This is a genomic window from Arthrobacter sp. ES3-54 (genome assembly GCF_029504395.1).
Classification (GTDB): domain Bacteria; phylum Actinomycetota; class Actinomycetes; order Actinomycetales; family Micrococcaceae; genus Arthrobacter.
The window spans coordinates 1-21117 of the sequence record NZ_JAQFIF010000026.1; the positions used below are offsets into that span (position 1 = coordinate 1).

Consider the following 21117-nt stretch of genomic DNA (forward strand, 5'->3'; position numbering starts at 1 on the left):
CCAGAAACGACAAGCCGAAGGACGGAACAAAAAGGAAATCCGCCGGTGCGTCAAACGCTATCTCGCCCGACGGGTCTACCGAACACTCAACGCTAAAAACCCGGAGTCCTGCCGCGCTTGACAACTATAGAAGGGTCGACGGCGGCCACGTGGAGCAGAAGAACTGGTCCCGGGTCCGTGAGCTGGTCGGCTACCTTCGCTATGACACCGCTGCGGAACTGGAGCTGCTCAACGAGATCTGGGAGCTGGACCGGATCTTCACCAACTACCTGCTGCCCCAGCAAAAACTCATCGCCAAGGTCCGCCACGGAGCCAAAGTGAGCAAAACCCATGACCGGGCCGCGACCCCGCACCGGCGCGCCGCAGCCGACCCGGCCCTCGCACGGATGCCCGTGATCCGGATGAACGCCTGCTACAAGAAGATCCGGCCAGCCGCCCTCTCACGACAGATTCTTGCCCTCACCGGCCGGCTCGAAACCATCGCCACTGCCAAACAGCCTGCCCCGATCAAACCCGCCATCAACGAACGGTGGATTTCATCTGAGGCAACGACTCAACGTTCCCGGAGATATTGACCTGCGGCAACAGGGTGGCCGCAAGCCACGGGCCCCAGGACGAAGACCATCTTGACGGCCCCCCACGGCGGAGACCGGCCATAAGGGCCCCGGCCGAAACACCCCCTGCTGCGAAAGCGTAGAGTGGAGGAAGCCGCCTGATTCTGGACGCCAAGTGCTGAGGGAGAAATCGTGACGATTGACTGGGACGAAAAGAAGACCCTGCTGCAGGAGCCAAACATCGCCGCCGTGACGCAGCTGTGCGACGAACTCATGGAAAAGAAGCCTGGATCGGTGGTTCCGTACATCGACCCCATCCATGATGAGGACGAATGCCGGATCGTCAGCCTGCATATCAGCCCCGGCAAGGGCACGGAATCGGGCTTTCTCTCGCACTTCAACGACGATGAGGCCGCCCGCCGCGCCACCTCCATCTACGAGGCCGCGGAGCTGGATCCCCGCTATGTGATGCCGTGGAACGCCTATCCGTGGATCCGCGATCCTGACGCTTCCTCGGCGCTGAACGTCCAGGAAAAGACGGACGGCCTGCGGCCGTTCCGCCAGTTCCTCAAGATCAACAAGCGAGTCTCGGCCGTTATTGCCCACGGCGCCGACGCCCACTCTTTCCTGACGCTCTTCGAGAAGACCTACCATTCCTCATTGAAGAACCATGGCGTCAAGATCTACAAGGCCACTGCGCTCGGCGGCCGCGCCTTCGCAGTCTCTCCGGCCAAGCAGGAAGAGCTCCTCGCCAAGAACGTTGAAGTCTACAAAGACGCCATGCAGCGGGCCGGCATCCAGCACCTTTAAGGGTTCACGCAACATCATCCGACGCCGGCAGAGACGAGGCCGGCATAATCCGCCAATGGCCGACGCCGGCGGCCTCACCCCGCCAGCAGCCTGCGCCGGTGCTTGAGCTCCTTGACCCAATCGCGGGTGACAATCGCCGAAAACGGCGAGGCGCCGTCGTCGGTCATAGCGCGGAACGCCGTGCCCGCCTGAAGGTCCGCCAGTAGCGGCTCCGAAGCCCTCAGCGCCAGCTCCAGCACCTGGACGGCGGCACGCTCAGTCAGCCCCATCCCCGCGGCCCAGCCCAGGAAGTGCTTCCGGGAAACCCCCGTCCGCTTGCCGTCCAGGGTCAGGGCCAGTGTCTTGTCCCCGTAGACAACAGTGGAGGGGATGTCGTACACGGGCGCAATGGACCACTCCCCGGCGGGCTGCTGCACCATGGAAACGTTCTTCGCGTGCAGGTCACCGTTGCCCGTCAGCCACGCAAATGCCGCCTGGAGGGCCAAATTCCGCATCGCGGGTAGCGGCGCAGCGCAATACGCCGCCAGTGCATGGCACACCTGCCCGTATCCCACGTTGTACTTGTCCGCAGGGTAAAGCCCCAGCACCTGTGCCCCGTCCTCGACGGCGAGCCTCTGCACCGCCCGCGGCGATCCGGCCGCTGCTTTGGGCCCCGAGGCCCTGGAGACATGCTCCCCGGAGACAGGTACCCGGTCGAAGCGCTCAACGAGCAACCCCGGCCGGCCGGCGACGTCGCGGATCAGCTGGACCCGGCTCAACGGGATCCGAAGCCGGGCGGCGTACCGGAACATCACGTATTCGTTTTCGACGACGTGCGGGAACTCGGGAGCGTTGAGTTTGAGGATGTACCGCCTTTCAGCGCTGGCCACAGGCATGGAGATCATGCCTGCGGACAGCTTGTCCTGCACGCCCGCTAGCGCCACGGGATCGATCAGCCCGGAGTCTCCCAGCAGGGCGTCGAAATCCACGGGTGTAGCGGGGTCAAGCTCGACGGCGTGCTCGTCCGGGTCCAGCTTCTCGCCATGGCCAACGATTTGCACGTCACCCACGGGGTTGGCACCTGCCGCGATGAGCAGGGACAGCTCATCGTCCACGCTGGTCTTGATGGAGCGGCGCAGTGCGTTCAGCCGCCGGCCCTCCGGCAGGAGCCCGGTGAAATACGGCGGGGCTGCCCCCGCCGCGGACAGCACGGGCTCCGGAGTCAGCGGCAGGGAACTCGCGACGGCGGGGCCCCCGGACGCCAGGTAAGCCGGCAAGTAGCTGAATCGGGTGCCGCCGTCGTGGCGTTCCAGCCGCGCCGCCAGCACGCCGGCCTTGTAGATATCCGCGATGCGGTGCCTCATGGCCGGACTTCTGGGGCGTCCCGCAGCTCATTGTTGGCCCGCAGTTCACTCCCTGCCCGCGGGCCGGCGAGGGCCCGGGCAGCGGCGCTGGTCCGAGTCTGGACCCGGAGCTCCAGCCCCAACGTGTCCAGGAGCGCCAGCAGGGAATCCAACTGAACCGTGCGTTTGCCCTGTTCGACGAACCGGACGAACCGCTCTGAGACCCCGGCCAGTTCGGCTAGTTCACGTTGGCTCAGCCGGAGCGAACCGCGCCGGGCCCGGGCCTCGGCAGCGAGTTCGTCCGGAAATGAGTTCTCCATGGCCGCCTCCCGTCGATCAAGATACGTCCGATTGATCTGAGTCTATAGGTACGAACGTGCCGTTTTGCGGGCAATTCCAGTATAGAACCGGCACACGCGGCTGCACAGCGTCATTTCGGCACGTTCGTACCGGCGGGGCCGGTGCGGGGGCCGGTGCGGCGGAGCCGATGGAGCCTGCGGACGCAGCTGACTCGGCATCCCTGGCGCCCACCGTCACATAATGGGCGGTCCTGCCGGGTGGCGCGTGGCGGTGCAAAATGGCCCGTAGGATTTAAGGGACCTTAGAAAATCAGCCCACCCAGGGAATCCGGAGAGGACTGCTCACGATGGCGCGCGCTTCCTTCCGGCTTTTCCGCACCGGGCTGATCGGATCCCTCATCGTGGCGCTGGCAGCCGGCGGGCACCTGGCCGGCGGCGGGCGGCTGCCCGAGCCGGCGATCGTGACGGCGCTGTGTGCCGTGGCGATGGTCCCGGTGGCGGTCCTGACCCGCTTCCGCCTGAACTTTATCGCCCTGGCCGGCCTCCTCGGCGTGGGGCAATTGTGGCTGCACTGGTCGTTCGGCGCACTGTCCGCCGCGGCGCCCGTGAGCGTGTCCGCACGGATGGCCAACAACCATCCCGGCCATGCGGCGGCTGTGATTCCTCCGGAGATGCTCCACCCGTCCATGGCGGTGTCCGCGGCCGACATGGGCGGGGCCATGTTCGCCGCCCACGCGGTGGCGACCCTCGGCACCGCGCTGCTGCTGGCCCGTGGCGAGCGGGCGCTGTCCGCGCTGGGCTCCTGGCTGCGCCCGCTCGTGCAGCTGCCGGAACCTGTCAGCCTGGTGCCGATGCGCGCCGCCGGGCCCTGCACGGTCTTCCTTACCCTGCCGAGGGTCCGGGTGGGCCGCCGGCTGCCGACCCGGCGCGGCCCCCCGGAGCCGGCGCCCGCCGCCTGACACCATCCCCTTTCACACCCGGACGGGGACGGCAGGCGGCCACCCGCCGCCACTGCCGGACGGACACCGCACCGGCCGGCCCCCACCCGTTCATTCCTTTGTGAAAGGCACCTTGCCATGAAATCCTCCCTCCGCCGTACCCTCAAGACCGCCGCGGCCGCCACGATGACCGCCGCCCTGCTCGCCGCCGGCGCTACCGCCGCGTCCGCCCACGTCCACGTGGACTCCGATGACCCGGCCGCGGGCGGCTACAGCCACCTGACGTTCAATGTCCCCAACGAGTCCGCCACGGCCAAGACCAGCAAGCTCGAGGTCACGCTGCCCACCGACACCCCGTTCACCTCGGTGTCGGTGAAGCCCGTCGAGGGCTGGAAGGCCGTGGTCACCACCAGCGATCTGCCGAAGCCGGTCACCATCGCCGGCGCCAACGTCACCAAGGCCCCCAGCTCCGTGGTCTGGACCGCAGACGCCGCCCACCAGATCGGCCCGAACGAATACCAGGCGTTCTCCCTGTCCGTGGGAGTCCTGCCGGATGCCGGCACCACGGTGACGCTGCCCACGTCCCAGACCTACACCGACGGGACGGTCGTGAAGTGGGACGAGAAGACGGTCGAGGGCCAGGCAGAACCCGAACACCCTGCCCCCTCGTTCGTGACCACGGCCAAAGACGCCGAAACCGCGGTCCACGCCGCATCCACGGAAACAACACCGGCGCCGGCGGCCGCCCCGGCCGCGGCAGCAAGCACCTCAAGTGATGCAGGCTCCGTGGCCGGCTGGATCGGGATGGCAGCAGGACTGATCGGGCTCGCCGCGGGCCTGACCGCACTGGCCCGCACCCGCCCGTCCGGGACCAAATAGCCCAGGCAAGTAACTGGTCAAGTATCCCGATTAAGTAACCCGATTCAGTAACCCAGGCAAGTAACCAGCCGCCGGATCTCCGGCGCACGACACGGCGGCGGCGGCCCCGGACATCCGGGACCGCCGCCGTCACAATTGACACCCCTGTGTGATCTCTGCCATATTTGAAGAGTGAACCTGTCAGACAGCCGGACAGCTGGACAGCCTTTGGCCCGCCTCAGTGCCGCCGAAGCCGTCTTCAACGTCCTCCGCTCCGAAATCGAATCCGGCAAGCTCGGCGTCGGCGCCAAGCTGAGTTCCGAGGCCAGCCTTGCCCAGCAGTATGGCGTGAGCCGCTCCGTCGTCCGCGAGGCCTTGCGCTCCTGCACCGCCCTGGGCCTGACGGTCACCAAGACCGGGCGGGGCACATTCGTCGTCGCCACCCACGTGGCTAAGGATCTGGTCCTGGGCCAATACTCCGCACGCGACCTCACCGAGGCCCGCCCCCATATCGAGCTTCCTGCCGCCGGGTTGGCCGCCGAACGCCGTTCGTCCGAGGAACTGGACACCATGCGGGACATCGTTGCCGCTATGAGCGGCGAGGACGACCCTGAAGTCTGGGTGGGCCTGGACTCCAGCTTCCACGCGCTGATCGCGCGTGCCAGCCGAAACAAGGTGTTCGAAAACGTCGTCGCGGACATCCGGGATGCCCTCGCCCACCAGTCCGAGACCCTGAACATGGTGGCGGACCGCAAGCACGCTTCCGACGAGGAGCACAGCCGCATCCTGGCCGCGATCGAAGCCGGTGACGCGGCGACGGCGCGCATCGCCATGAGCCAGCACCTCCATGCCGTTGGCCTCGCCCTCGACTCAATCCTCAACGCCTGACGGCAAGCGCCTGACGCCCTTTGTCAGGAACAGCAGAATCAGGAAAAGCAGAGTCAGCAACAGAGTGGCCCGCCAACACAACTCCACCGGCCACCACAACCCCACCGACCGCTACCGCCAAAGGACGCAATGATTTCTCCCGCTCTCGCGCACACCCCGACCCCGCTGGCCCCGGAGGGGCTCCCGCAGCACGCCCCGCTCGCGGTCCAGACCCGGGACAGCATCGTCGAAAGCGTCCACTACGGCTCGGTCATCGCCACCGCAGCGGACGGCCGGATCCTCCTGGCTGCCGGGGATCCCCTCGCCGCGTTCTACCCGCGGTCCGCCCTGAAGCCCCTGCAGGCCGTCGCCATGGTCCGCGCCGGCCTGGACCTCCCGGACGATCTCCTCGCACTCGCCGCCGCCAGCCATTCCGGTGCCGCCGCCCACCGCGACGGCGCGCGCCGCATCCTGGACCTGCATGGCCTGACGCCCGGCGATCTCAAGAACAGCACCGACCTCCCCTACGGCGCCCGCGAGCGCGAGGACTGGCTCGGTGACGGCGGTAAGGCCACCCAGCTGGCACAGAACTGTTCCGGAAAGCATGCCGCGATGGCTGCCACCTGCGTCATCAACGGCTGGCCGGTCCAGGATTACCTTGACCCGGCGCACCCGCTGCAGCAGCTCGTGGCCCGGACCGTGGTGGACCTGACCGGGGAGGACCCGCAGGCCAGCACCACTGACGGCTGCGGCACCCCGCTGTTTGCACTCACGCTGCGCGGCATGGCGCGTGCCTTCGGCCGCCTGGCCGCGGCCGCCGGATCCGGCGGCGCGGAAGTCGCCGTCGCACACGCCATGCGCCGCCACCCCGAGATGGTTGCGGGCGAGGACCGTGATGTCACCGCGCTGATGCGCCTGGTTCCTGGCCTGGTGGCCAAGGACGGCTTCGAGGGCGTCCAGCTGGTGGGCCTCCCCGACGGCCGCGCCGTCGCCGTGAAGGTCTCCGACGGCGGAGACCGCGCCCGGATGCCCGTCACCGTGCGGGTCCTGGCCGCGCTCGACGTCGACACCTCGCCCTTGGCGCGCCTCGCCGCCACCCCTGTGCTGGGCGGCGGCCGGCCCGTCGGGCTGCTGCAGGCCACTGATTTCCTCGCTGCCCCCAAGACCTCCGACGTCCCCGAAGCCCTGTAAGGACCGCCATGACCTCGCTCGACGCACGCGCAGAATTCCGCTCCGAACACGACCTCCTGGGCGACCGGGATGTTCCCGCCGACGCCTACTGGGGCGTCCATACCCTCCGGGCCGTGGAGAACTTTCCCATCACCGGCCAGCCGCTGTCCTCCAACATGTACCTGGTCCGCGGGCTGGCCGCCGTGAAACTGGCCGCCGCACGCACCAACCACGAGCTCGGGCTCCTCGACGCCGAACGTGCCGCGGCCATCGGGGAGGCCTGCGCCGACGTAATGAACGGCAAGCTCAACGAACAGTTCGTGGTGGACGTCATCCAGGGCGGCGCAGGGACGTCGTCGAACATGAACGCCAATGAAGTCATCGCCAACCGGGCGCTGGAAATCCTCGGGCACCCGAAGGGCGAATACGCCCGGCTGCACCCGAACGACCACGTCAACCTCAGCCAGTCCACCAACGACGTCTACCCCACGGCGGTCAAGCTCGGCACCATCTTCGCGGCCCGGGAGCTGCTGGAGGCGCTCACAGAGCTCGAGGACGCCTTCGCCGCCAAAGCCCTCGAGTTCCGCACGGTGGTCAAGATGGGGCGCACCCAGCTCCAGGACGCCGTCCCCATGACACTCGGCCAGGAATTCGGCACCTATGCCGTCACAATCGGCGAAGACCGGCTCCGCCTGGCCGAAGCCGACCTGCTGATCCACGAAATCAACCTCGGCGCCACGGCCATCGGCACCGGCCTGAACGCACCCGCCGGGTACGCCGAGGCCGCCTGCCGGCACCTCGCCGAGATCACGGGCCTGCCGCTGGTCACCGCGGTGGACCTGATCGAGGCCACCCAGGACGTCGGCGCCTTCGTGCACCTCTCCGGGGTGCTCAAGCGGGTGGCCGTGAAACTCTCCAAGATCTGCAACGACCTCCGGCTGCTCTCCTCCGGCCCGCGCGCCGGATTCGGCGAGATCAACCTCCCCGCGGTGCAGTCCGGCTCCTCGATCATGCCTGGCAAGATCAACCCGGTCATCCCGGAAGTGGTCAGCCAGGTGGCCTACGAGGTGATCGGCAACGACGTCACCATCACCATGGCCGCAGAAGCCGGCCAGCTCCAGCTCAACGCCTTCGAACCGATCATCGTCCATAGCCTCCACAAGAGCATCTCCCACCTGGAAGCCGCCTGCCGCACCCTCACGGCCCGCTGCGTCCGGGGCATCACCGCGAACACCGAACACCTGCGCCTCACCGTGGAACAGTCGATCGGCCTCGTCACCGCCCTAAACCCCCAACTGGGCTACGCCACGGCCACGGCCATCGCGCAGGAAGCCCTCGCCACCGGCAAGGGGGTTGCGGAACTCGTGCTCGAACACGGGCTGCTCACTGCCGAACAGCTCACCGAGCTCCTCAGCCCGCAGCGCCTGGCCAACCTGAGCAAGTAGCGCACCCTCGAACCCCGAAGGACCCCCATGACTCATCCCGATACTGCCCGCGCCCAAAAACTGCCAGCCCAACAACAAGAGGCCGTCTCCGACCACACCATTCCGGCGCATGCCCATGCTTCCGGGGCCGCGCTCCACGCCGAGGACCAGGGCTACCACAAGGGCCTGAAACCCCGTCAGGTCCAGATGATCGCGATCGGCGGCGCCATCGGCACCGGCCTGTTCATGGGCGCCGGCGGCCGGCTCGCCACCGCCGGACCGGCCCTGATCCTCAGCTATGCCGTCTGCGGGTTCTTCGCCTTCATGATCCTGCGTGCCCTCGGCGAACTCGTGATGCACCGGCCGTCGTCGGGCTCCTTCGTCTCCTACGCCCGTGAATTCTTCGGCGAGAAAGCCGCGTTTGTCACCGGCTGGCTGTACTGGCTGAACTGGGCCATGACGGCGATCGTGGATATCACCGCCGTCGCGCTGTACATGAACTTCTTCAAGAAGTACTGGGCGCCCATCGCGGACGTGCCGCAGTGGACCTGGGCCTTGGCGGCCCTGATCCTGGTCCTGGGCCTGAACCTCATCAGCGTCAAGGTGTTCGGCGAGCTTGAATTCTGGTTCGCGCTCATCAAGGTGGTGGCGCTCGTGTCCTTCCTCCTCGTGGGCATCTACTTCGTCATTTTCGGCACGCCTGTGGCCGGCCAGGAGGTTGGCTTCAGCCTGATCGCGGACAACGGCGGCATGTTCCCCAACGGCCTTTTGCCGGCGATCGTGGTGATGCAGGGCGTCGTGTTCGCCTACGCCTCGATCGAGCTGATCGGCACCGCCGCTGGCGAGACTGAAAACCCGGAGAAGATCATGCCGCGGGCCATCAACACGGTGATCGTGCGCATCGCGGTGTTCTACGTCGGCTCGCTCGTGCTCCTCTCCCTGCTGCTGCCCTACAGCTCCTACAAGGCCGGCGAGAGCCCGTTCGTGACGTTCTTCGGCTCCATCGGGGTGGACGGTGTGGACGCCATCATGAACCTCGTGGTCCTTACCGCTGCGCTGTCCTCGCTCAACGCGGGCCTCTACTCCACCGGCCGGATCATGCGGTCGATGTCCGTTTCGGGTTCGGCGCCGAAGTTCGCCGGCCGGATGAACAAGTCCGGTGTCCCCTATGGCGGCATCGCCCTCACTGCCGGCGTGGCGGTCCTGGGCGTGATCCTGAACGCCGTAGTCCCGGCCGAGGCCTTCGAGATCGTCCTGAACGTCGCATCGCTGGGCATCATCAGCACGTGGGCCATGATCGTCCTGTGCCAGATGCAGCTTGCCCGGCTCGCAGCCCGCGGCGAACTGCTCCGGCCCGCGTTCCGCATGCCCGGCGCACCCGTCACGGGCTGGATCACCCTGGCTTTCCTCCTGGCGGTGCTGGTCCTCATGGCATTCGACTCGCCCGTAGGAACCTGGACCATCGCCTCCCTCGTGGTCATCGTCCCGCTCCTGATGCTCGGCTGGCGCCTCTGCCGGCACCGCATCCTGGAAATCGCCGCCGTCCGCGACGGGTTCACCGGCCCGTATCCGCTCGTGGCCAACCGCCCCACGGGCAGCGGCGGCGGGGATTCGGAGTGACACTACGGCATTCCTCCGCGTTACGGAACGCCGCGTAACGCAACGTCCCCGCAACCTCTCGTGCACCCGGTTCGCATATGCTCAGCGGAAGACTCAACATGGCTCAGCGACGAACCACCCGGGAGATAGCTCATGACCAATTGGCGGATTAGGGATTTCCATTCGGCCGATCTTGACGGCATCCTGCACCTCTGGGAATCCCTCAAAGAATCAAACGTGGAGCCCGTCTACGCGCTATCGGAGGTCCTGGCCTCCTGCGAAAAGGACCATGCCGTCGTCGCGGTGCAGGGCGAGCAGGTGGTGGGCGCCGCAGTCGGACGGGCTGCCCACGACCAGGGCTGGATCGTCTTCCTGGCCACCCTCCCGGAATCCCGCGGCCGCGGGATCGGCACCTCGCTGCTCGCCGCCGTCGAAAACAGGATGGCCCCGCACGGGCTCAACAAGCTCTCCGCGCTGATGCCGGAATCCGAAACCCGGGTGGAGGCCTTCCTGGGCCGCGGCTTCGCCCTGAAGAAGAACCTGCGCTACTTCGAGCGGAAAATCCCGGTCCAGCGCCAGGAACTCGAGCCGCTCAGCCAGCTCGGCGGCCGGATTCTGGCCCGTGACCTCTGGGAAAACGTGGCGGGCATGCGCAACGAGAAGGAACTGCTGGAACGCCGGCTGGTCCTGCCTCTCGCCGAGGCCGACCTCGCCGACGAATACGGGGTGGTGCCGCCGCGCGCAGTGGTCCTCTTCGGCCCTCCCGGCACCGGCAAGACGACCTTCGCGAAGGCCATCGCCTCCCGGCTGGAGTGGCCGTTCGTGGAGGTTTTCCCCTCCCGGCTGGCCTCCGACCCCAAGGGGCTGGCCGGGGCGCTGCGTGAGACCTTCCTGGAGATCGCCGAACTCGAGCACGCAGTCGTGTTCATCGATGAGGTGGAGGAGATCGCCTCCCAGCGTTCCGGCGAACCGCCGTCGCCGCTGCAGGGGGTCACCAACGAACTCCTTAAGATCATCCCGGCGTTCCGCGAACAGCCCGGCCGCCTGCTGGTCTGTGCCACCAACTTCATCCGCGCCCTGGACTCCGCATTCCTGCGCCACGGCCGTTTCGACTACGTCATCCCGATCGGTCTGCCGGACCGCCAGGCCCGCGAGGCCATGTGGCAGCGCTTCATCCCCGCCACCGTGGTGGACGACGTCGACGTCGAGCTCTTGGTGGAACGCACCGAGGGCTTCTCCCCCGCGGATATCGAGTACGCGGCCCGCAGCGCCTCCCAGCGGGCGCTGGAAAAAGCGGTGTACGACGACGGCGGCTTGGCGTCCGGCGGCAGCGCCTCAGTCCGCGAGTCGGTCCGGAAGGGCCCTGCCACGCAGGACTACCTCGATGCGATCGCCGACACCCGCACCACGGTCAGCGCCGAAGTGCACCAGCAGTTCCTCGAGGACATCGACGACCTGGGGCGCGTCTAGATGGACTCCGTCAGCAGCTTGTGACGGGGCCACACCGCGATCACGACCCACACCGGCGGTATTCTTGTGATTGGGGCCACTTGGGGCCCCACTTCTGCTCTAGACAATGGAGCCACCGTGCGTAGTCCCCGGTCGCTATTTCCAACCCCGGCGACGGACCCGGCGCCGTCTGCTGCCAGGCGCGTTACAGCGTCGAAGCAGCCCGGCATCAGATCCGGGCAGGGGCCGCTGCGCAGGATCATTGAAGAGTCCTGGAAGCGTTCGCTTCGGCTGCAGGCCAACCCTGACATGCCGCCATCCTCGTTACTCCTCGATGGGGCGGCGCTTGAGGAGTACCGCCGCGGCCATCCGCTGGCGTCAATCATGCCGGTGATTAACAAACTGCTGGTTCAGCCCAGTTCCGAACAAGGGTTGCTCGTGGCTGTCGGGGATGAACTGGGCAGACTCCTATGGGTCGATGGGGATGCCTCCCTGCGCCGGCGTGCCGAGGGCATGCTGTTCGTTGAGGGCGCGGACTGGTCCGAGGCCAGCGTGGGCACTAGCGCTCCTGGAACCGCCCTGGCACTGGGCCGCAGCATCCAGGTCTCGGGTCCCGAACATTACAACCGGGCTGTTCACGCGTGGAGCTGCACGGCAGTGCCGTTCCGTGATCCAGACACCGGTGCCGTGATCGGAGTCCTGGATATCACCGGGACCGAGATGGCAGTCGCCCCGCATACCCTCTCCCTCGTAGAGGCTGCGGTTGCGGCTGCACAAGCGCAACTGCGCGTGGAGCGTCTTCTGCTGGCCGCCGCGAAGCGCGACCGGCTCGCCCGGCGGCGAAAACCTGTTTCCGCTGCCGGGCCCAGAACGGTTCCCAGCGGCGCGGTCCGTAGCCTCTATCGCAACAGCCTGCAGCTGCTCGGCCGCGACCACGCGCTGCTCAGCATCGAAGGAAAAACGGTATCGCTGTCTCCAAGGCACAGTGAAATGCTGGCCCTGCTGAGCATCCATCCGGATGGTCTCAGTGGCGAAGAGCTGGGCAGCATGCTGTTCGGGGAAGTCTCAGCCATGACCCTTCGGGCTGAGATGGTCCGGTTGAGGAAAGTCCTTCACCAGTTCAATCCTGCCGCCGTGCCGGAATCCCGGCCCTACAGACTCACCGTGGACATGCTGCCGGACGCCGGACAGGTTCTCAGTTGCCTCCAGCGCGGGGCGCACAGGGTCGCCCTGGAAATTTATCGCGGCCCGGTGTTGCCGCGCTCCGAGGCTCCGGGCGTGGTGACGCTGCGGAGGCGCGTCTCCACACTCCTTCGGGAGGCGGTTCTAACGGACGGCAGCGCGGAAGCCCTGCTCCAGTATGCGGAACTTCCCGAAGCGAGCGATGACATTGCCGTCCGCATGGCAGCGCTGAAGCTGCTGCCGCCCCGCTCACCCAAGAGGGCTGCGGTGGTGGCTGACCTGGAGCGCCTGGAATCCGAACTCGGAACAACCCCGCCCGGGTGACCTGACTCACAATGCTGCAACCTCATCGCAACCCTCCCTTCCCTAGGCTTTAGGCAACAGCCATCCCCCTGCTCAGCAGAAGTGCCGGCGATGATTGTGCTTCACACTCCAGACCAGAGCTGCCTGGATCACGTTCCACGGCAGCGACGCGGACTGGAACTGTGACGGGTTATCCACACCCTGACAATCCGCGGGCCTCACCGCACATCCCCGGCGAGGCTTTCGGCGGACAACGGGCATCATGCCCGGCTTCTGGCCTGATGTTCAATTCATGCCTGCGCATTATTTGCTGCGGCCACAACGACGAAGGAATATCGACAATGACGACGATGAGAGCAGCTGTAGTTACCGAATTTGGCAAGGATCTTCAGATTCAGGACCTTCGTATCCCCACCCCGGGACGCGGAGAGGCACTGGTCAAAGTCCTCACCACCGGCGTATGCCACACCGACCTGCACGCCGCGGAGGGAGACTGGCCGGTCAAGCCGTCACCGCCGTTCATTCCCGGCCACGAAGGCGTCGGCGAGGTCGTTGCCCTCGGCGAGGGCGTCACCGATCTGGCCGTCGGCGATTTGGTCGGCAACGCATGGCTCTGGTCAGCCTGCGGCGACTGCCAGTACTGCCGGACCGGCTGGGAAACCCTGTGCGAGGCCCAGCAGAACGCCGGCTACAGCGTCGACGGTTCCTTCGGGGAATACATGCTGGTCGACAGCCGCTTTGCCGCCCGCATTCCGGCCGGATCGGACCCCGTGGAAATCGCACCTGTGCTCTGCGCCGGCGTGACGGTCTACAAGGGCCTGAAGATGACCGAGGCCAAGCCGGGCCAGTGGGTCACCATCTCCGGGATCGGCGGACTCGGGCACATCGCTGTCCAGTACGCCGTCGCCATGGGGCTGCGGGTAGCGGCAGTGGACATCGCCGACGACAAGCTCGCCCTGGCCAAGAAGCACGGTGCAGAGTTGACGGTCAACGCCCTGCACGAAGACCCTGCCGAAGTTATCCAGCGCGAAACCGGAGGATGCCATGGAGTTCTGGTCACGGCAGTGCACCCGTCAGCGTTCGGCCAGGCCATCGGGATGGCCCGGCGCGGCGGAACGATCGTATTCAATGGGCTGCCGCCGGGGGACTTCCCGGCGCCTATCTTCGAGATTGTGCTCAAGGGCCTGACGGTCCGCGGCTCCATAGTCGGAACCCGGCAGGACCTGGAGGAAGCACTCGACTTCTACGCCCAGGGAAAGATCCACCCGACGGTGTCCACGAGGGAGCTCTCCGAAGTGAACGCCGTCCTCGACGAGATGAAGCACGCCAAGATCGACGGCCGCGTGGTCATTAAGTACTGATCAATCCCACCTGCCTGCGGCGGCGTATCCCTAGGCGCCCTGGGGATACGCCGCCGCTGCTGGGATCCTGGCCCGGTCCACGGCAGTGCCCTGAGCGGCACCCGAGTGCCGGCGCACGCACGCATTTTTCACCGCAGAATATGTAAAGAACAGGGGTTACCCATGTCCAACGCCCTTACCGCGGCATCACCCAGCCCCACCCAGGCAGGCGATGCCTTCGAAAACCTGTCCCAGGAGAACCGCCGTTTCGCGCCGTCGGCCGAGTTCGCGGCGAATGCGGTGGTCACCGCCGGGGAGTACGCCGAGGCCGCCGCCGACCGGCCCGCGTTCTGGGCGAAGCAGGCCCGCGAACTGCTGGACTGGAGCACGGACTTCACCCAGACGCTGGACTGGTCCGACCCGCCGTTCGCGAAGTGGTTTGTCGGCGGGGAGGTCAACGCCGCCTACAACGCCCTGGACCGCCATGTCGAGGCCGGCCACGGGGACCGGGTGGCGATCTACTTCGAGGGCGAGCCGGGCGATACCCGCACGTACACCTACGCACAGCTCACCGAGGAAGTGAAGAAGGCCGCGAACGCCTTCGAGTCCCTGGGCGTGGCCAAGGGCGACCGCGTCGCGGTCTACCTGCCGATGATTCCCGAAGCCGTGATCACCATGCTGGCCTGCGCCAGGATCGGCGCCATCCACTCCGTGGTCTTCGGCGGCTTCTCCGCCGATGCCCTGCGTTCCCGGATTGACGACGCCGAGGCCAAGCTCGTGGTCACGGCCGACGGCACCTACCGCCGCGGCAAGCCCAGCGCCCTGAAGGCCGCGGTCGACGACGCCCTGGCCCGGGCCGGAGACGGGGACGGCCACAGCGTGCAGAACGTGGTGGTGGTCAAGCGCAACGGCCAGGACGTGGACTGGCACGAGGGCAGGGACCACTGGTGGGCGGACACCGTCGGCGCCGCGTCCGCCGAGCACACCGCCGCCGGGCACGACGCCGAGCACCCGCTCTTCATCCTCTACACCTCCGGCACCACCGGAAAGCCCAAGGGCATCCTGCACACCACCGGCGGCTACCTCACCCAGACCGCCTACACGCACCGCGCGGTCTTCGATCTCCACCCGGAGACCGACGTCTACTGGTGCACCGCCGACATCGGCTGGGTCACCGGGCACTCCTACGTCGCCTACGCCCCGCTCATCAACGGAGCGACCCAGGTCATGTACGAAGGCACGCCGGACTCCCCGCACCAGGGCCGCTGGTGGGAGATCGTGGAGAAATACAAGGTCTCCATCCTCTACACCGCCCCCACCGCGATCCGCACGTTCATGAAGTGGGGCAAGGACATCCCGGCCAAGTCCGACCTCTCCTCGATCCGCGTGCTCGGTTCGGTCGGCGAACCCATCAACCCGGAAGCCTGGATGTGGTACCGCGAGGTCATCGGCTCCAATGCCGGCAAGAACGGCGAACGCAAGGAAAACCCCGCACCGATCGTGGACACCTGGTGGCAGACCGAGACCGGGGCGCAAATGATCGCCCCGCTGCCGGGGGTCACCGCGACCAAGCCCGGCTCGGCCCAGGTCCCGCTGCCCGGCATCGCCGTGGACGTCGTGGACGAGGCCGGCGAATCGGTGCCCAACGGGCACGGCGGCTTCCTGGTGATCCGCGAACCCTGGCCGGCCATGCTGCGCGGGATCTGGGGCGACCCGGAACGGTTCAAGGAAACCTACTGGTCCCGCTTCGAGACCATGTACTTCGCCGGCGACGGCGCCAAGAAGGACGAGGACGGCGACCTCTGGCTCCTCGGCCGGGTCGATGACGTGATGAACATTTCCGGGCACCGGCTCTCCACCGCCGAAATCGAGTCCGCCCTCGTCTCCCACCCCGCGGTCGCGGAAGCCGCCGTCGTCGGAGCCGCGGACGAGACCACCGGCCAGGCCGTCGTCGCCTTCGTGATCCTGCGCGGGGACGCCGTGGACACCGGAGAGGCGATCGTGCAGGAACTCCGCAACCACGTGGGCAAGGAAATCGGTCCGATCGCCAAACCCAAAACCATCCTCGTGGTCCCCGAACTGCCCAAGACCCGGTCCGGGAAGATCATGCGCCGCCTGCTCAAGGACGTCGCGGAAGGCCGCGAGGTCGGCGACGCGACCACCCTGGCCGACAACACCGTCATGGCCCAGATCGCACAATCGCTGAAGAAATAGCCCGCGTAACGCCGCGCTCGATCCTACGCCGACGGCGCCGCCCGCTCCGGTGGGCGGCGCCGTCGTCATATCCGGCCGCCGCTGGCGGCCGTTGCCGTACTAGCGTCCGCTGACGGCAGAGGCCTTGACGGGCTGTTCCAGGCTGCGCATCACTCTGTCCGTGACGTCATCGATCGCGCCCAGGCCGTCAACCTGGGCCAGTATGCCGCGCTCGGCATACTTCGCCACCACAGCCTCCGTCTGGCCATGGTAGAGGTCCAGCCGGTGGCGGATCACAGCCTCGTTGTCGTCGCTCCGCCCGGTTTCCTTGGCACGGTGCAGGAGGCGGGAGACCAGTTCCTCGTCGTCGGCAGTCAGCTGCAGGACGACACTCAGGACCTGGTCACCAGATGCCAGAATGTCGTCCAGCTCGTCAACCTGGCACGTGGTGCGCGGGTAGCCGTCCAGCAGGAAGCCTGACGTGGCGTCGTCTTGCAGCAGCCTGTCCCGCACCATCTTGTTGGTCACGCTGTCCGGGACGAAGTCGCCGTTGTCGATGTACTTCTTTGCTTCCAGCCCCAGCGGTGTTCCGCCTTTGACGTTGGCCCGGAAGATGTCGCCGGTGGAGATCGCAGCGACGCCGAGGCGCTCGGAAATCCGTTCCGACTGGGTGCCTTTGCCGGATCCGGGCGGGCCAATAATCAGCATTCTCGTCATTTGTGCGTCCTTCGTGGTGCCGTTGTTGAAAGAGTTCGCCAGGGGCCCGCTGCCGTGGCAGCGGGCCCCTGATCGGCTTTAGAAGAAGCCGAGCTTGTTTTCTGAGTGGCTGACCAGGAGGTTCTTGGTCTGCTGGTAATGGTCCAGCATCATGGAGTGGTTTTCGCGGCCGATGCCGGAGGACTTGTACCCGCCGAACGCGGCACCGGCCGGGTAGGCGTGGTAGTTGTTGACCCACACGCGGCCGGCCTGGATTTCCCGCCCGGCCCGGTAGGCGACGTTGCCGTTGCGGGACCAGACGCCGGCACCGAGGCCGTAGAGAGTGTCGTTGGCGATGCTGATGGCGTCCTTGTAGTCGCTGAACCGCGCCACTGAGACGACGGGGCCGAAGATTTCCTCCTGGAAGATCCGCATCCTGTTGTTGCCCTCGAAGATCGTGGGCTGGACGTAGAAGCCACCGGCCAGGTCTCCGTCGAGCTCTGTCTGCTTCCCGCCGGCGAGGATCTTGGCGCCCTCCTGGAGCCCGATGTCGATGTAGGAGAGGATCTTCTCCATCTGGCCTACGGACGCCTGGGCCCCGATCTGGGTGGTGGTGTCCAGCGGGTTGCCTTGGATGATTTTCTCCGTCCGGGCCACTGCGTCAGCCATGAAGGAATCGTAAATGCCGTCCTGGACCAGGGCGCGGGACGGGCTGCTGCAGACTTCGCCCTGGTTGAAGGCATACAGGGTGAAGCCCTCCAATGCCTTGTCGTAGAAGGCATCGTTGGTGTCCGCGACGTCCTTGAAGAAGATGTTCGGGCTCTTACCACCGAGCTCCAGCGTGACCGGGATCAGGTTTGCGCTGGCGTATTGGCTGATCAGGCGGCCCGTGGAGGTTTCGCCGGTGAAGGCGATTTTGCGGATACGCGGGCTGGAGGCCAGCGGCTTGCCGACCTCCGAGCCGAATCCGTTGACGATGTTCAACAGGCCAGCGGGCAGCAGGTCCGCGATGAGCTCGGCCAGCACCAGAATGGAGGCCGGGGTGTTGGACGCAGGCTTGAGGACGACTGCGTTGCCGGCGGCCAGGGCCGGAGCCATTTTCCAGACCGCCATGAGAATGGGGAAGTTCCAGGGGATGATCTGACCGACGACGCCGAGCGGCTCGTGGTAGTGGTAGGCGGTGGTGTCGTCGTCGAGCTGTGACAGCCGGCCCTCCTGGGACCGGACGGCGGAGGCGAAGTAGCGGAAGTGGTCCGCCGCGAGCGGAATGTCCGCGTTGAGGGTTTCGCGGATCGGCTTGCCGTTGTCCCAGGATTCGGCGACGGCGAGCATCTCCAGGTTCGCATCGATGCGGTCGGCGATCTTGTTCAGGACGGCGGCGCGTTCGGTGGCCGGGGCCTTAACCCAGGACGGAGCGGCTCTATGGGCGGCATCAAGCGCCAGCTCAACGTCGGCCGCTGCGCCTCGGGCCACCTCAGTGAATTGCTTGCCGTTTACCGGGGAGACGTTCTCGATGTACTGGCCGGTGGTTGGAGCCACCCATTCGCCGCCAATCCAGTTCTCGTAGCGGTCCTTAAACTGGACCTTGGATCCTTCTTGGCCGGGCTGGACATAAACAGTCACGGTTACTCCTCATGGAAAACAGACGTCTTCGTCCTGGCCGCAATCGTAGAACTTCAAAGGTTGCGGGCACGCTGCAGCGGGGCTGTCAGCTGCTCCCAGGCTCTGGCTGAGCGGCATCTGCCAGCCATCGCTATGCTCGCTGTATCAGCACGTGTTGGGGTGTGAGGGGAGGGGCCCGTGACCCTGTTTCTGACGATCGTGAGCGGCCTGGCCTGGACTGTTGTCTACGTCGATGCCATCCGGATCGGCTTCAGGGACAGGACCTATGCGATTCCGGCCGCCGCGCTCGGGCTCAACTTCGCCTGGGAGGCCATTTACGCCGCTCGCTCCATCGCGACCGGAATTACCGCGCAGGGGGTCTTCAACATTGCGTGGGGACTGGCCGACGTCGTGATTGTGTACACCTTCCTGAAATTCGGCCGTTCCGAACTGCCGGGCTGGGTGACGCGGCGGTTGTTCATCGGCTGGGCGTTCCTGCTCAGCGTCACGTCCTTCGCCGTGCAGCTGCTGTTCGTCGCCGAGTTCGGCTGGGACGACGCGAGCCGCTATGCGGCCTTCCTGCAGAACCTGCTGATGTCCGGGCTGTTCATCGCGATGTTCGTTGCCCGCGGCGGTCCCCGGGGGCAGACCCTGTTGATCGCCGTGGCGAAATGGATCGGCACCCTCGCGCCGACCATCGCCTTCGGCTGGCACGGCAACTCGCCGCTGATCCTGGGCGTGGGGATTCTCTGCAGCATCTTTGATCTGGTGTACATCGGTCTGCTGTGGCGCTCCCGGCAGATAAGCCCTAGAGGGTGACGACGATCTTGCCTTTGGCGTGGCCCTGTTCAAGCGCAGCGAAGGCCTCCGTAATTTCGGAGAACGGGTAGGTGCTGTCGATGACCGGCCGCACGTGGCCGCCGTCGACGAGCGCCGCCAGGGCGCGCAAGTCATCCCCGCTGGGGTGCATGAACAGGTAGCGGTAGCTGGCTTTCGCCTTGCGGGCGCGGCGGCGGAGGCCCATGCTCATCAGCCAGAACGCGGCGGTAATCAGCGGCGGCGAGCCGAGGTCTTTCGTCGCGGTAAGGGGCTCCGGAACGCCGGCGATGGATACCACCCGGCCGCCGGACTTCAGAATGCGGAAAGAATTCCTGAGCGTCCCGCCGCCCACCAGGTCCAGCACCGCATCGTAGCCGTGCAGGACCTCGGCGAAATTTTCCCGGTTGTAGTCGATGACGCGGTCCGCCCCCAGCCGCCGGACCAGCGCCTCGCCGCGGACCGATGCCGTGGTGGTGACCTCGGCCCCGAAATACTTGGCGAGCTGGATGGCGAGTGTTCCCACGCCGCCTGCGCCGCCCGAGATGAAGAGCCGGGTGCCGCGGCCCACGCCGAGTTCATCGCGGAGGGCCTGCAGCACCGTAAGTCCGGCCAGCGGCAGGCCTGCGGCTTCGGGGAATCCGAGCGACGCCGGCATGGCGGCCACGAATTCCTGCTGCACGCACACCAGCTCGGCGAACGCTCCAAGCCGCGTCTTGTCCACCCGGGCATAGACACGGTCCCCGATGGCGAAGCGGTTGGGCCCGGGTCCGACTGCCTCCACCGTCCCGGCGACTTCACAGCCGGCGACGATCGGCAGGCGGACGTGGCTGATGGGACGGAGCGCGCCCCGGCGGAACTTGAAGTCCACCGGGTTCAGTCCGGCCGCGGCGACCTTGATCCGGACATCACCCGGGCCTGGCTGGGGAGCCGGAACATCCCGGAGCTCCATCGCGTCCGGGCCGCCGTAGCGCGTGAGGACGTAGGCACGCATGCTTAGTCCCGGGCGGACTCGGTTTCGCCGACAGTCTCGCCCGGCGCAGCCGCCGTGACTGCTGGCGCCGCGGCTCCCGCACGGGCTCCCGCCGGGTCTGCCGCCGGGGCGTCGTAGGAGAAGTTCTCGTAATCGGTGTCGTCCGCCTCGTCGAGCATGTCGTCGAGTTCCTTCAGCAGCCACGGATTGATCCGGGCCAGGATCTTCCGGGTTTCCTCGACGGGGACGGCGGCGTAGAGCACCGGCCGGGCGTCGTCGTAGCGGGTGACCGGGGGCTTGTCCGGCCACTTTTCGGCCAGCGCCTTGACCCGTTCGGGCAGCGAATTGTGCGCGTTGTCGGCAATCTTCACGAGCGTGGCGTCGTGGTCCTCGGCGATGTACCGGATGCCGGCCTGGTAGTCATCCGGGTTCTCATGCAGGCGCTTCGTGACCCGTTCGATGATATCCACGGCGTGCTCGGAGACGCCCATGTCCAACAATGCCTGCCGCGTCATCGGGGTGTCCTCGGCGATGTCGTGGAGGTACCCGGCGATCCGGATGTCGTCGTCGAAGTCCGCCAGGGCATCCCCGACGGCGAGCACATGCTCCCGGTAGGGCCGCTTGAGCTTGTCCTTCTGCCGGTTGTGGGCCACCTCGGCCAGGACCTTGGCTGTCTCGACAGTGAAGCGGGGCTGGGGGTGTGCGGGCTCGGTCATGAATCC

At 66.7% G+C, this 21117-nt stretch carries 19 protein-coding genes; 13 read left to right on the forward strand and 6 right to left on the reverse strand.

The genetic code is table 11. From position 1 onward, the window contains the following. The first annotated feature begins 149 nt into the window (after positions 1–149). Both M2428_RS21665 and M2428_RS21670 read left to right on the forward strand, forming a co-directional pair. Positions 150–575 (forward strand): hypothetical protein, encoded by a 426-nt coding sequence (locus tag M2428_RS21665; RefSeq protein ID WP_277528035.1) that lies wholly within the window; start codon positions 150–152, stop codon positions 573–575. 171 nt (positions 576–746) lie between these two features. After that, positions 747–1364, forward strand: coding sequence for a uracil-DNA glycosylase (locus M2428_RS21670; protein WP_277528036.1), 618 nt, complete (start codon positions 747–749; stop codon positions 1362–1364). Positions 1365–1438: 74 nt separating this feature from the next. On the opposite strand, the gene M2428_RS21675 is transcribed toward M2428_RS21670, so the two are convergent. Together M2428_RS21675 and M2428_RS21680 are read right to left on the reverse strand one after the other, a co-directional pair. Further along, entirely contained in the window at positions 1439–2707 is a 1269-nt protein-coding gene (locus tag M2428_RS21675) for a HipA domain-containing protein (protein WP_277528037.1), read from the reverse strand. Further along, positions 2704–3006 (reverse strand): type II toxin-antitoxin system Y4mF family antitoxin, encoded by a 303-nt coding sequence (locus M2428_RS21680; RefSeq protein ID WP_277528038.1) that lies wholly within the window; start codon positions 3004–3006, stop codon positions 2704–2706. Before M2428_RS21680 ends, M2428_RS21675 begins: the two co-directional genes overlap by 4 nt. Positions 3007–3332: 326 nt before the next feature. Here M2428_RS21680 and M2428_RS21685 point away from each other — a divergent pair, with 326 nt between their 5' ends. From M2428_RS21685 to acs, 10 genes are all read left to right on the forward strand, one after another. Beyond that, positions 3333–3944 carry a hypothetical protein gene (locus tag M2428_RS21685; protein ID WP_277528039.1) on the forward strand — a complete coding sequence of 204 codons (612 nt, stop codon included), beginning with the start codon at positions 3333–3335 and terminating at the stop codon, positions 3942–3944. Between the two features lie 117 nt (positions 3945–4061). Next, positions 4062–4802 carry a YcnI family protein gene (locus tag M2428_RS21690; RefSeq protein ID WP_277528040.1) on the forward strand — a complete coding sequence of 247 codons (741 nt, stop codon included), beginning with the start codon at positions 4062–4064 and terminating at the stop codon, positions 4800–4802. Positions 4803–4973: 171 nt separating this feature from the next. Continuing rightward, positions 4974–5669, forward strand: coding sequence for a FadR/GntR family transcriptional regulator (locus tag M2428_RS21695; RefSeq protein ID WP_277528041.1), 696 nt, complete (start codon positions 4974–4976; stop codon positions 5667–5669). A gap of 129 nt (positions 5670–5798) precedes the next feature. After that, a complete protein-coding gene (locus M2428_RS21700; RefSeq protein ID WP_277528042.1) occupies positions 5799–6839 on the forward strand; it encodes an asparaginase in 1041 nt (346 codons plus the stop codon). Positions 6840–6847: 8 nt separating this feature from the next. Then, positions 6848–8263, forward strand: a complete 1416-nt coding sequence (locus M2428_RS21705; protein WP_277528043.1) for an aspartate ammonia-lyase — start codon at positions 6848–6850, stop codon at positions 8261–8263. Positions 8264–8290: 27 nt separating this feature from the next. Further along, positions 8291–9862 (forward strand): amino acid permease, encoded by a 1572-nt coding sequence (locus M2428_RS21710; protein WP_277528044.1) that lies wholly within the window; start codon positions 8291–8293, stop codon positions 9860–9862. 132 nt (positions 9863–9994) lie between these two features. Next, positions 9995–11311, forward strand: a complete 1317-nt coding sequence (locus M2428_RS21715) for a GNAT family N-acetyltransferase (RefSeq protein ID WP_277528045.1) — start codon at positions 9995–9997, stop codon at positions 11309–11311. Between the two features lie 207 nt (positions 11312–11518). Then, positions 11519–12796 (forward strand): helix-turn-helix domain-containing protein, encoded by a 1278-nt coding sequence (locus M2428_RS21720; protein ID WP_277528066.1) that lies wholly within the window; start codon positions 11519–11521, stop codon positions 12794–12796. Positions 12797–13125: 329 nt separating this feature from the next. Further along, the gene (gene adhP / locus M2428_RS21725; RefSeq protein ID WP_277528046.1) at positions 13126–14136 is read left to right on the forward strand and encodes an alcohol dehydrogenase AdhP; all 1011 of its coding nucleotides are present in this window, start codon (positions 13126–13128) and stop codon (positions 14134–14136) included. Positions 14137–14298: 162 nt separating this feature from the next. After that, positions 14299–16329, forward strand: a complete 2031-nt coding sequence (acs, locus tag M2428_RS21730; RefSeq protein WP_277528047.1) for an acetate--CoA ligase — start codon at positions 14299–14301, stop codon at positions 16327–16329. Positions 16330–16428: 99 nt separating this feature from the next. Here acs and M2428_RS21735 read toward each other — a convergent pair whose 3' ends face one another. Next, on the reverse strand, positions 16429–17016 hold the full coding sequence (locus tag M2428_RS21735; RefSeq protein WP_277528067.1) for an adenylate kinase: 588 nt from the start codon (positions 17014–17016) through the stop codon (positions 16429–16431). An 87-nt stretch (positions 17017–17103) separates the two neighbouring features. Then, complete coding sequence (locus tag M2428_RS21740; protein ID WP_277528048.1) at positions 17104–18627, reverse strand: aldehyde dehydrogenase family protein; 1524 nt, start codon at positions 18625–18627, stop codon at positions 17104–17106. A gap of 177 nt (positions 18628–18804) precedes the next feature. Here M2428_RS21740 and M2428_RS21745 point away from each other — a divergent pair, with 177 nt between their 5' ends. Further along, positions 18805–19425 (forward strand): hypothetical protein, encoded by a 621-nt coding sequence (locus M2428_RS21745; protein ID WP_277528049.1) that lies wholly within the window; start codon positions 18805–18807, stop codon positions 19423–19425. Here M2428_RS21745 and M2428_RS21750 read toward each other — a convergent pair. Together M2428_RS21750 and M2428_RS21755 are read right to left on the reverse strand one after the other, a co-directional pair. Then, positions 19415–20416, reverse strand: coding sequence for an NADP-dependent oxidoreductase (locus M2428_RS21750; RefSeq protein ID WP_277528050.1), 1002 nt, complete (start codon positions 20414–20416; stop codon positions 19415–19417). The genes M2428_RS21745 and M2428_RS21750 overlap by 11 nt on opposite strands. Before the next feature lie 2 nt (positions 20417–20418). Then, a complete protein-coding gene (locus M2428_RS21755; protein WP_277528051.1) occupies positions 20419–21111 on the reverse strand; it encodes an HD domain-containing protein in 693 nt (230 codons plus the stop codon). Positions 21112–21117: the final 6 nt, after the last annotated feature.

Excerpts from the sequence above, each read along its gene's own strand:
- M2428_RS21705 (WP_277528043.1), top strand. The coding sequence starts at position 6,848 with ATGACCTCGCTCGACGCACGCGCAGAATTCCGCTCCGAACACGACCTC.
- M2428_RS21690 (WP_277528040.1), top strand. The coding sequence starts at position 4,062 with ATGAAATCCTCCCTCCGCCGTACCCTCAAGACCGCCGCGGCCGCCACG.
- M2428_RS21700 (WP_277528042.1), top strand. The coding sequence starts at position 5,799 with ATGATTTCTCCCGCTCTCGCGCACACCCCGACCCCGCTGGCCCCGGAG.
- M2428_RS21755 (WP_277528051.1), bottom strand. The coding sequence starts at position 21,111 with ATGACCGAGCCCGCACACCCCCAGCCCCGCTTCACTGTCGAGACAGCC.
- adhP (WP_277528046.1), top strand. The coding sequence starts at position 13,126 with ATGAGAGCAGCTGTAGTTACCGAATTTGGCAAGGATCTTCAGATTCAG.
- M2428_RS21715 (WP_277528045.1), top strand. The coding sequence starts at position 9,995 with ATGACCAATTGGCGGATTAGGGATTTCCATTCGGCCGATCTTGACGGC.
- M2428_RS21675 (WP_277528037.1), bottom strand. The coding sequence starts at position 2,707 with ATGAGGCACCGCATCGCGGATATCTACAAGGCCGGCGTGCTGGCGGCG.
- M2428_RS21685 (WP_277528039.1), top strand. The coding sequence starts at position 3,333 with ATGGCGCGCGCTTCCTTCCGGCTTTTCCGCACCGGGCTGATCGGATCC.
- M2428_RS21750 (WP_277528050.1), bottom strand. The coding sequence starts at position 20,416 with ATGCGTGCCTACGTCCTCACGCGCTACGGCGGCCCGGACGCGATGGAG.
- M2428_RS21710 (WP_277528044.1), top strand. The coding sequence starts at position 8,291 with ATGACTCATCCCGATACTGCCCGCGCCCAAAAACTGCCAGCCCAACAA.
- acs (WP_277528047.1), top strand. The coding sequence starts at position 14,299 with ATGTCCAACGCCCTTACCGCGGCATCACCCAGCCCCACCCAGGCAGGC.
- M2428_RS21735 (WP_277528067.1), bottom strand. The coding sequence starts at position 17,016 with ATGCTGATTATTGGCCCGCCCGGATCCGGCAAAGGCACCCAGTCGGAA.
- M2428_RS21680 (WP_277528038.1), bottom strand. The coding sequence starts at position 3,006 with ATGGAGAACTCATTTCCGGACGAACTCGCTGCCGAGGCCCGGGCCCGG.